Raw genomic sequence first — 10,003 nt, 5'->3', positions numbered from 1 at the left:
CGGATGTCGAGCCACAGCACGTCGGGCCGCAGCGCCAGCGCCTGCGCCACGGCGGCGTCGCCGTCGCCCACCGTGGCCACCACGCGCAGCCCGGGCCAGGCGCGCGCCAGCTCGGCCTGCAGGGCCTGTGCCAGCAGGGGCTCGTCTTCGGCGATCAGGGCGGTGGCGTTCATGGCGTGTGCAAAGGCAGGGTGAGCCGGGCGCACGTGCCGCTGCCGGGCTGGCTGTGCCAGTCCATGTGGGCCTGGCCGGCGTAGGCGGTGGCGATGCGCTCGCGCACCTGGGACAGGCCGAAGCCCGGCTCGGGCGTGGGCCTGCAGCCCACGCCGGTGTCGCTGACTTCCAGCTCCAGCCCGGCGGCGCCCTGGCGCGCGGCCACGCGGATCTCGCCGCCCTGCAGGCTGGGCTCCAGCCCGTGGCGGATGCAGTTCTCCACCAGCGGCTGCAGCAGCAGCGGCGGCACCGGCTGCGCGCTCAGCGCCTCGGGCAGCTCCAGCGTGTAGCGCAGGCGCGGGCCCATGCGCACGGCCATCAGCTCGAGGTAGTCGCGCAGGCGGGCGAATTCGTCGGCCAGGGTGTGGCGGCCCGACACTGCGTCGGTGCGCGAGGCGGTGAGGGTGGCGCGCAGGTAGTCGTTGAGCCGGTCGAGCATGGCGGTGGCGCGCGCGGGGTCGGTGCCGATCAGCGCGCGCAGGTTGGCCAGGGTGTTGAACAGCATGTGCGGCTCGAGCTGCGATTCGAGCAGCTTCAGGCGCGCTTCGTTGGCCTGATGACGCGCCTCGGCCATCTTGCGCTGGAGGTAGGCGCCCTTGTTGACGGCGTAGAAGTAGAACGAGCCCACGACCCCGGCCAGCGCGGTGATCAGGATGGAGCTGCGCAGCTCGCTCGTGGTCTGGCCCGTGCCGGGTGGGTACCACTGGAAGTACCGACACACCGCGTCGGCAAGGGTGGTGCCCACGAGGTAGCCGATGACGATGCCGGCCAGCACCAGCGCCAGGCCCGCATAGCCCTTGGGCCAGCCGGTTTCGGCGGCCGAGGGAAACAGATCGCGCCCGAGGTCGATCACGGCCCAGGTGAGGGTGGCGATCAGCAGTGAGTACACCAGGGGCGGCCCGTAGGGGCGTTCGGGCATGAAGGCGTACTGCAGCGTCGCGACCATCAAGGCGAAGGCCATCACTTGCAGGAAGTGCCGCAGCTTGGCAAGCCAGTTGATGGCGGGCGCGGTTCTCAAGGCCTGCCTTGTTGGCGCTGGAGGCGCTCGCGTTCCTGCTGCACCAGGTGCTCGCGCAGGCCGCCACCCGCGCCGATGAGAAAGACGGACAGCCCGTGCAGCGTCAGACCCAGGCCCCAGCCCAGCAGCGGAAACACGGACCAGGGGCGGGTGCCAAAGCCGTTGGCCGACAGGCCCAGCAGCACCAGGTTGACCAGCACGTAGACCGCGGCGTGCGTGTACCAGCCGAGTTTGGCGCCGGCGCGCCGGCGCGCGAGTTTGTCGATTTCTTGCGAAGACAAGGGGGTGTTCATGGTGGTCGATTTCATTCTAGGTGAGAGGGTGTTCATGGGGCGGTGCTCAGGTGGGTGCGGAAAAAGGCGGCTATTCTGCGGTCGACCTCGGGCAGCACGGCGCGGTCGAAGCCCGGCGGGTCGGCCAGCAGGTCGGCCTCCAGGGCGCCCATCACCTCCGGCGGGACCGGCGGCGACAGCAGCGCGCCATGGCCGGCGTCTGGCAGGTGGGCGATGCGCTCGCACGGTGTGCAGGCCTGCGCGATGCGGTCGCTGTGAAAGCGCGGGGTCAGCCACCGGTCGCGCCCGACCGTCACCAGACCCAGCGGGACGCGCGGCGTGGCGAGCGAAGCCGGGTCGAAGTCGGCCGACGCGGGCACACCGGCCACCACCGCCGCCACACGCGGATCGTGGTGGGTGTGCCAGGTCGCGTCGTCGAAGCGCTGGCCGATCACGTTCACCGCTGCCGCCTTCTTCACGCCGTCGAGCACGCCGCCGGTGAGCCGCGTGAACAGGCCCACGCAGGCCGGGAAGTCCTCGGCGATGTGGGCCTCGCAGTGGGCCTTGAAGCGGGCTGGCGACCAGCGACCGCCCGCGAGGCTGAGCGCCGTGTGGCCGCCGGCCGACATGCCGTACATGCCGACCTTGTCCAGCGCGAGCAGGGGGGCGAAGCGCGGGTCGCGCGCGACGGTATCGATGGCGCGCGACACCTCGGCCGGCCGCAGCTTCCAGCTGTCGGGGCCGGGGTTGCGGGTGTTCTTGTAGTTGTCCCCCTGGTGTTCGGGCATGGCCACCACGAAGCCGGCCTGGACCAGCGTGCGAGCCAGATCGGCATGGACCCAGGGCGCACCGCCCGAGCCGTGCGAGATGACGACCAGGCGGCCGTTGCCACGGGCGGGCACACTGCCGGGCGCGAGCCGCAGGCGAAACGGTCCACGCGAGACGGGCACGTCGTCGGCATCGGTGGGGTAGTACACGGTCACGGGGCCATCACTGCCCTGGCCCGGGAGTTCGGTCAGACCGGTGCCCGCGTGGGCGGTGGCGCTCAGCAACGATGCCAGCAGGCCGGCGAGCAGGGGCGTTGTCTTGCGGGGGTTCATGGTGGCGGTCTCCGGGTCAAGCAGGTTCAGCGAGGCTGGCGTTGCAGGGCGAGGTGTTCGGTCGCCGGTGGCACGGTGGGCTGTGAGGCGTGGTGGGTGGGGATCACGCCCAGCCACTGGTTCCAGACCAACTGGCCGAGGAAGCGCTCGGGCATCAGGGCAAATGCACCGGCGCCGATGCAGCCGCCGATGTAGAGCAAGACCATGGTCAGGCGGTGGCCGCGGATGTTGCCGCGCAGCAGGAAGCGGAACGCGAGGAACAGCATGCCCAGCACCACTGGAATCAGCAGGTGGATGGCGGAGAAACCGGCGATGTTGGGCACCACGGGGTCGCTGATGAAGATGGCCGAGAGGGCGGTGACCAGCATCAGCGTGACCCAGGCGTAGCCGGCGGCTCGGTGCAGGCGCGGACGCTGGTCGGCACCGCGCTGTGCTGCGTGGCCGCGCCGCGCCCAAAACGCCACCGGGCCGATGACCAGGGCGCCGAGCGCGGCGCTGAGGTGGATGGCGATGAGGGGGGTGAGTGACATGGTGGGCTCCTTCGGTTCCCGGTCGTTCCGGGACCGTGGCGCGACTGTGCCGCCAGCCCGGTGGCTGCGCGAGCCGATTGCGACGGAACGCTGCGGCGCGGGTGTGAAACGCCGCCAGCGGGCGCGAAGGGCGGGCGTGGCGCGAGGGCCGGGTGCTTCAGACTCCGCGATGGGGCCGGGGTGGACGGCGGTGTTCCTACAATGGACGCGACCCACCCCACCACAAAGGAACACCGCATGTCCGACACCGCCCGACGACAGTGGCTCAGGACCGGGGCGCTCGTGGCCGCAGTGCTGTCCGCCTGGGCCCTGACCGGTTGCTCGGTGCTGCAACCCGGCCCGCGCACCGTCGAGATCTCCGAGAAGAAGCTGATGGAGGCGATCGCGCGCCAGTTTCCGCGCAGCAACCGCACCCTGGAGCTGTTTGACGTCACGCTGGACACGCCCAGACTGCGCCTGATGCCGGCGGAAAACCGCATCGGCACGCAACTGGATTTCACCGTGGGCGTGCCGCTGGTCGAGACGCGCACGCAGCGCGGCACGCTCAGTCTGAGCTACGGCCTGCGCCTGGAGCCGACCGACAACACGGTGCGGCTCACGGATGTGCGCCTGGAAAGCATGGATCTGCCCGAGACGTCGCCAGCCCATGCGGCGCGTTTCAAGCGCCTGGGCGGCGCGCTGGTTCAGGGCTTGTTGCCCGATCTGGTGGTCCACCGCCTCAAGCCCGAAGACCTGGAGGCGGTCGGGCGCCGGGGCTACCAGCCCGGCGCGTTGCGCGTGGTGCCCGGCGGGCTGGAGCTGCGGCTCGACCCCTTGCCGCGTTGACCAGGCGCCGTCTTGAGGGTGCGGCGGCGGTAGGGGGTACGATAGAACACTATGAACAGGCCAGCGGTTGGCCTGTTCTTTTTTGTGACGCGCGCCACGCGCTGGATGCTGTATGGACGTTGTGTTGTTGATCAAGGCCGCCATCATGGGCGTGGTGGAGGGGCTGACCGAGTTTTTGCCGATCTCGTCCACCGGTCACCTGATCCTGGCCGGGAGCCTGCTGGGGTTTCATGACGAGCGGGCCAAGGTGTTCGAGATCGCGATCCAGACCGGCGCGATCTTCGCGGTGATCATCGTGTACTGGCAGCGCCTGCGCGCCACGCTGCTGGGCCTGGCCTCGCAGCCCACGGCGCAGCGCTTCACGCTCAACGTGGTCATCGGCTGCCTGCCCGCCGTGGTGTTGGGCCTGTTGCTCGGCAAAGCGATCAAGGCGAACCTGTTCACCCCGACGGTGGTGGCCACGGCGTTCATCCTGGGGGCCTTCGTCATCCTCTGGGCCGAGCGGCGCCAGCAGGCCAGCGTGCGAGTGCACGACCTGGACGACATGACCGCAATGGACGCACTGAAAGTGGGGCTGGCGCAGTGTTTCGGCCTGATTCCGGGCACCAGCCGCTCGGGCTCCACCATCATCGGCGGCATGCTGTTCGGCCTGTCGCGCAAGGTGGCCACCGATTTCAGCTTCTTTCTCGGCATCCCGATCCTGATCGGGGCGGGCGCCTACAGCCTGTACAAGGCGCGCGACATGCTCTCCATGGCCGATCTGCCGCTGTTCGCGGTGGGCCTGCTGTTCGCGTTTCTCAGCGCCTGGGTGTGCATCCGCTGGCTGCTGCGTTACGTGGCCAGCCACAGCTTCGTGCCGTTTGCCTGGTACCGCATCGCCTTCGGTGCGCTGATCCTGCTGACCGCACACTTCGGCTGGGTGGACTGGAACGCTTGAGGTAACCCCCCCGCAGCGCTTCGCGCTACCCCCCGAGGGGGCGGCACTGGCCGTCCGGCAAAGCCGGCCCGGCGGTGCCCTGGGTTGAAGCGCTTCATGCGTTGCGGTCCGTGCTCCGGCGCAATGGAATCCTGCCTGAGCCGGTTCCTATTCGGCGCCGTCGGGCAGTGTGAAGCAGAAGGTGGCGCCTTGCCCGGGGGTTCCTTGGGCGCGCATGCTGCCGCCGTGCCGCTGCACGATGCGGCGCGCCGTGGCCAGACCGATGCCCAGGCCCGAGAATTGGTGGGCCTGGTGCAGGCGCTGGAAAGGCTGGAACAGCTTGTCCGCACGCGCCATGTCAAAGCCCGCGCCGTTGTCGTTCACGCAGTAGTGCCTCTGGCCATGGGTGTCTTGAGTGAAGACGCGGATGTGCGCATCGGGCACTTCGGCCGAGTACTTCCAGGCGTTGTGCAGCAGGTTCTGCATCAGGGCGTCGATCAGGGCGGGGTCGGCCTGAATCTCGATGTCGGGTTCGATCGACCAAGTCACCCGGCGCCCGGGGTCCGCGGCGGCCAGCTCTTCCAGCTGCCGCGTGGCGACGCCGCTCAGGTTCACCGGCACCCGCTGTACCTCACCACGCGTGTATTGGGAGAGCTGGAGCAGGCCGTCGATCAGCTCGCCCATCTTCTTGCTGGCGGCCATGATCCGGCTGAGATGGCCATGGCAGGCGTCGTCCAGCGACGGGTGGTCTTCCTGCAGGGCCTGGGCAAAGCCATTGATGATGCGCAGCGGTGAGCGCAGGTCGTGGGCCACGGCGTACGAATAGCTCTCCAGGTCGTCGTAGGCACCTTTGAGGTCGCGCGTGCGTTCCTGGATGCGCTGTTCCAGCGAGGCGTTGAGGCGCTGAATTTCGAGTTCGGCCTGTTTGCGTTCGGTCACGTCCTGTGTGACACCCAGCGCTCGCACGGCCCGACCCTGCGCATCGCGCTCGAATTCGGCCTGTACCGAGTGCCAGCGCTCTTCATCGCCGAGCAAGAGCCGGTATTCGACGTCGTAGCGGAGGCGGCCTTTCAATGCCAGCGGCCACTGCCGCTGCACCAACGCTCGGTCCTCGGGATGGATGAGTGCCAGCAGGTCGTCGGCGCCGTAGTTGGTGGTTGGCATGCCGAGAAACGCCGGGGCGTCGCCCAGGGAGGAGAAGCGCCCCGTGATCATGTCGGCCTGCCAGGGAGCCAGCCGCGCCATGCGCTGCGCCTGGCGCAACAACTGTTCGCTGACGCGCAAGGCCACCTCAGTGGCCTTGCGGTCGCTCACGTCCTGCACCACCGCGATCAGGTAGTCGGGTTCCCCCGCGGGCGTGCGCACCAGAGACAGCGTCAGGTGCACCCAGACGATGTGGCCCTTTTGGTGGATGTAGCGTTTCTCGATGCTGTAGTGGTCGATCTCGCCCGACAGGGTGCGCGCCAGCAGGTCCAGGTCCAGCCCCAGGTCGTCGGGATGGGTGAAGTCCCGAAAGCTCATGGTCTCCATGTCCTGTCGGGTGTAGCCGATCAGATCGCAGTAGGTCTGGTTGACGCGGATCCAGCTCCCGTCCAGGCGGCTGTGGGCCATGCCGGTGGCGCTGTGCTCGAAGGTGTCTTCCAGTTGCCGGGTGCTGAGCCGAACCGCTTCATCGGCTTCATGCCAGAGGCGTCTTTTCTGTTGCATGAGCGCGATGGCGCTCACCACCACCAGTTGGGTGAGAAAGTGCCAGAGGTTGAGCCAGAAGGCCTCGGTCGGGTTGTCAAACGCCAGCGCCGCGTAGGGTTTGACCAGGAAAAAATTCACCAGCACCATGCCCAGCACGGTGCTGACCATGCCGGCGGCGAAACCGCCATAGAGTGCCGAGAGCGCGACCGCGAGCGAGATCGTGATGAAGCGCCCACCGGACTCGGCCGGTGCCAGCGCCATGCGCAGCCAAGCGGCCAGCAGCGTGAGCGCAATGGCAGCACCGAAACGCCTCCAGCCGGATTGTGTGCGGGGTTCCCAGTCCAGCAAGCTTTGCCAGAGGCGCTTCAGGACTGGAGGGTTGGGGGAGGGCGCGATCATGGTCCAGCCATCGTAGCCAGTGCGACGAGTATTTGGAAACAGGGCTTCCCGGGCGCACAACGGCGAGGTGACTTATTTATCGGATCACGACGGCATGGACTTGAGTGCCGCCTCAATGCTGGCCGCCGTTTCCTGCGGGCGCTCCATCGGAAAGAGGTGGCTGCCTTCGATCATGCGCAAGCGCTCGGGGTGGTCTTTGCCCACCAGCTTGTAGGTCATGGTCATCCCGACCTGCTTCATCTCCTGCGACTCGGTGCCGCCGAGGAAGGCGGCAGGGCATTGCAGCGGGTGGCGCCGCAGCAGGCGGTCGAGGTTGTGGGGCAGGGTGTTGTAGATCGCGGTTTCCACGTCGCGGTCGAAGCTGAGCACGCGCCGCAAGCCCTTGGCCGTGGATTCGTCGTGGGTGCCATGGGCGATGTAGTCGCGCAGCACCTGGGGGTCCCACCGGGCGAAGGCGCTCTTGCCGGCGAAGTGGTTGAAGGCCGACGGTGTGTCGGGCCAGGCGTTACGCCGCCGTCGGCTGACCTTGCCGGGGGACACCGAGCCCACCAGATGGGTGCGCTTGGCCAGTTCCAGCGCCTTGGCACGCCAGCCGCCGAGCACCGGCGAATCGATCAGCAGCACGCCCTTGACCGCATGCCCGCCGAGCTGCGGGTGGCGCGCGGCGCACATGAGGCTGAGGAAACCGCCCAGCGAATGGCCCACCAGCCAGGCGCCCTGGCCGTGCGCCTCGATTTCCGGGGCCGCAAAGTCGGCCAGCTGCTGCACCAGGTGGGACCAGTTGCTGGTGACCGGGTAGGCCGGATCGTGGCCGAATTTCTCCAGCGCCCGCACCGCATAGCCGCGCGCGCGCAGCGACTTGAACAGCACGCCGTAGGTGCTGGCGGGGAAGCTGTTGGCGTGGGAGAAAACGATCAAGGACATCGACCCACCCCTGCGCCGCGCCGCTGGCGCGTCTCCCCCTCAAGGGGGCGATGCGAGTGGCCCGGCAAAGCCGGTTCCACCGCATCCCCGTGTCGGGACACTACGCCCCGGAGGATGGCCTGACCTCGCACCGGTTGCGCCCTGGTCGCCATCAGATCAGTTTTTCTTTTGCGTTCGAAATCTTCTTCAAAGGCTGGTTGCGCCCCGTGTTGCAGATCAGCGGCACCTCGGTGTGGGCGCCGTCCCATGTCGGGTCTTCGATGCTGTCGAACACCTCGCGCAGCTTCTGGCCCCAGGTGCTGTGGACCATGCGGAAGTAGGGGTTGTTCTCGTCGATGCAGGTGATCTTGTCGCTCTGCAGCTGGTTGGCTTCGTAGACCACCATGTCCAGCGGCAGGCCCACCGAGAGGTTGGACTTGAGCGTGGAGTCCATCGACACCAGCACGCACTTGGCGGCCTCGTCCAGCGGCGTGTCGGGGGTGATCACGCGGTCCAGCACCGGCTTGCCGTACTTGGATTCACCGACCTGGAAGAAGGGCGTCTCGGCCGTGGCCTCGATGAAGTTGCCGGCCGAATAGACCTGGAACAGGCGCATGCCTTCGCCCTTGATCTGGCCGCCGAAGATCATGGACACATTGAAGTCCACGCCCGAGCGTTTGAGCGATTCGCCGTCGCGCTCGTACACATGGCGCACCGCCGAGCCGAGCACGCGCGCGGCGTCGAACATGCTTTTCGCGTTCCAGATCGTGATCGGCTCACCCCCTTCGTGGTCCTCGACCTGCTCAATCTGCAGGATCTCGCGGATCGACTGCGAGATCGAGAGGTTGCCGGCCGACAGCAGGCACATGAAGCGCTCGCCCGGCTTTTCGTAAACGATCATCTTGCGGAAGGTGCTGATCTGGTCCAGGCCCGCGTTGGTGCGCGAGTCGGACAGGAAAACCAGCCCCGCATTGAGTTTGACGGCGACGCAGTAAGTCATGGTTGCAGGCTGAGTTTCTTGAGTTGGTAGAGCTGGTCCAGCGCTTCGCGCGGGGTCAACGCGTCGGGGTCGATGCCCTGCAGCGCGGTCTGCAGGGGGTGGATCTGGGGTTCGGCGCTCGGCGGCGGCGGGGCAAACAGGTCCACCTGGCTGCGGCTCTGCTCGCTCTGGCTCTCCAGCGCGGCGAGCGCGTGGCGCGCGTGCTGCACCACCGCGGCCGGCACGCCGGCGAGCCTTGCAACTTGTATGCCGTAGCTGCGGCTGGCCGGGCCGGGCTCGATCTGGTGCAGGAACACGATGCCGCTCTTGCCACCGCCCTCGACCGCGCTCACGTGCACGTTCACCGCCGCGTGGTGGCCGGCCGGGAACTCGGTGAGCTCGAAGTAGTGGGTGGCGAACAGGGTGAAGGCCTTGGCTTTGTCGTGCAGGTGGGCGGCGATGCCACCGGCCAGCGCCAGGCCATCAAAGGTGGAGGTGCCGCGGCCGATCTCGTCCATCAGCACGAGGCTCTGTGGCGTGGCAGCGTTCAGGATCTGGGCCGCCTCTGTCATCTCGACCATGAAGGTCGATTGCGCGTTGGCCAGGTCGTCGGCGGCGCCGATGCGGGTGTGGATGGCGTCGATCGGGCCGAGGCGGCAGGCCTGCGCCGGCACGTAGCTGCCCACGCTGGCCAGCAGCACGATCACCGCCACCTGCCGCATGTAGGTGCTCTTGCCGCCCATGTTGGGGCCGGTGATGACCTGCATGCGCTGTTTGGGTCCGAGCACCGTGTCGTTGGCGATGAAGCTGCCGCCGCTGGTTTCGTTGAGCCGCGCTTCCACCACCGGGTGGCGCCCGCCGCGGATGTCGATGCAAGGCTCGGGCACGAACTGTGGCGCGCACCAATTGAGCGTGAGCGATCGTTCGGCCAGCGCGCACAGCGCATCGAGCGCGGCCATGGCGCGCGCCAGCTGCGTGAGCGGGGCAATCCAGGCCTGCAACTCGTCGAGCAGGTGGTCGTACAGCCACTTTTCGCGCGCCAGCGCCCGGTCCTGCGCGGACAGCGCCTTGTCTTCAAACGCCTTGAGTTCGGGTGTGATGAAACGCTCGGCGTTCTTCAGCGTCTGGCGGCGGCGGTAGTCGTCGGGCACCTTGGACG

General features: G+C 68.0%; 10 protein-coding genes and 1 pseudogene. 2 read left to right on the top strand and 9 right to left on the bottom strand.

What is annotated here, in order from left to right:
• From IV088_RS14255 to IV088_RS14235, 5 genes and pseudogenes are all read right to left on the bottom strand, one after another.
• Nucleotides 1-173: pseudogene (locus tag IV088_RS14255) on the bottom strand (DNA-binding response regulator); the annotation flags it as partial.
• On the bottom strand, nt 170-1,231 hold the full coding sequence (locus IV088_RS14250; RefSeq protein WP_367171590.1) for a sensor histidine kinase: 1,062 nt from the start codon (nt 1,229-1,231) through the stop codon (nt 170-172). The pseudogene IV088_RS14255 and the gene IV088_RS14250, both read right to left, overlap by 4 nt.
• Nucleotides 1,228-1,524 (bottom strand): 2TM domain-containing protein, encoded by a 297-nt coding sequence (locus tag IV088_RS14245; protein ID WP_291081183.1) that lies wholly within the window; start codon nt 1,522-1,524, stop codon nt 1,228-1,230. Before IV088_RS14245 ends, IV088_RS14250 begins: the two co-directional genes overlap by 4 nt.
• Before the next feature lie 32 nt (nt 1,525-1,556).
• Nucleotides 1,557-2,603 carry a dienelactone hydrolase gene (locus IV088_RS14240; RefSeq protein ID WP_291080999.1) on the bottom strand — a complete coding sequence of 349 codons (1,047 nt, stop codon included), beginning with the start codon at nt 2,601-2,603 and terminating at the stop codon, nt 1,557-1,559.
• A gap of 26 nt (nt 2,604-2,629) precedes the next feature.
• Nucleotides 2,630-3,133, bottom strand: a complete 504-nt coding sequence (locus IV088_RS14235) for a DUF2306 domain-containing protein (protein ID WP_367171589.1) — start codon at nt 3,131-3,133, stop codon at nt 2,630-2,632.
• Between the two features lie 237 nt (nt 3,134-3,370).
• Between IV088_RS14235 and IV088_RS14230 the strand changes: the two genes are divergently transcribed.
• Nucleotides 3,371-3,958 (top strand): hypothetical protein, encoded by a 588-nt coding sequence (locus tag IV088_RS14230; protein ID WP_291103162.1) that lies wholly within the window; start codon nt 3,371-3,373, stop codon nt 3,956-3,958.
• 112 nt (nt 3,959-4,070) lie between these two features.
• Nucleotides 4,071-4,895: an undecaprenyl-diphosphate phosphatase gene (locus tag IV088_RS14225; RefSeq protein WP_291103160.1), complete on the top strand. Its 825-nt coding sequence runs from the start codon at nt 4,071-4,073 to the stop codon at nt 4,893-4,895.
• Between the two features lie 147 nt (nt 4,896-5,042).
• Here the strand turns inward: IV088_RS14225 and IV088_RS14220 are convergent, their stop codons facing one another.
• The 4 genes from IV088_RS14220 to mutS all read right to left on the bottom strand — a co-directional run.
• A complete protein-coding gene (locus IV088_RS14220; RefSeq protein WP_291103158.1) occupies nt 5,043-6,962 on the bottom strand; it encodes a PAS domain S-box protein in 1,920 nt (639 codons plus the stop codon).
• Nucleotides 6,963-7,046: 84 nt separating this feature from the next.
• A complete protein-coding gene (locus IV088_RS14215; RefSeq protein ID WP_291103155.1) occupies nt 7,047-7,886 on the bottom strand; it encodes an alpha/beta hydrolase in 840 nt (279 codons plus the stop codon).
• 151 nt (nt 7,887-8,037) lie between these two features.
• Entirely contained in the window at nt 8,038-8,865 is an 828-nt protein-coding gene (locus IV088_RS14210) for a proteasome-type protease (protein ID WP_291103153.1), read from the bottom strand.
• Nucleotides 8,862-10,003: DNA mismatch repair protein MutS (gene mutS, locus IV088_RS14205; protein WP_291103151.1), on the bottom strand; the 1,142-nt coding region annotated here is incomplete at its 5' end. The genes mutS and IV088_RS14210, both read right to left, overlap by 4 nt.

Source organism: Hydrogenophaga sp., assembly GCF_018780075.1.
Lineage (GTDB): Bacteria > Pseudomonadota > Gammaproteobacteria > Burkholderiales > Burkholderiaceae_C > Hydrogenophaga.
This window is presented reverse-complemented; position numbering and strand designations above follow the sequence as displayed.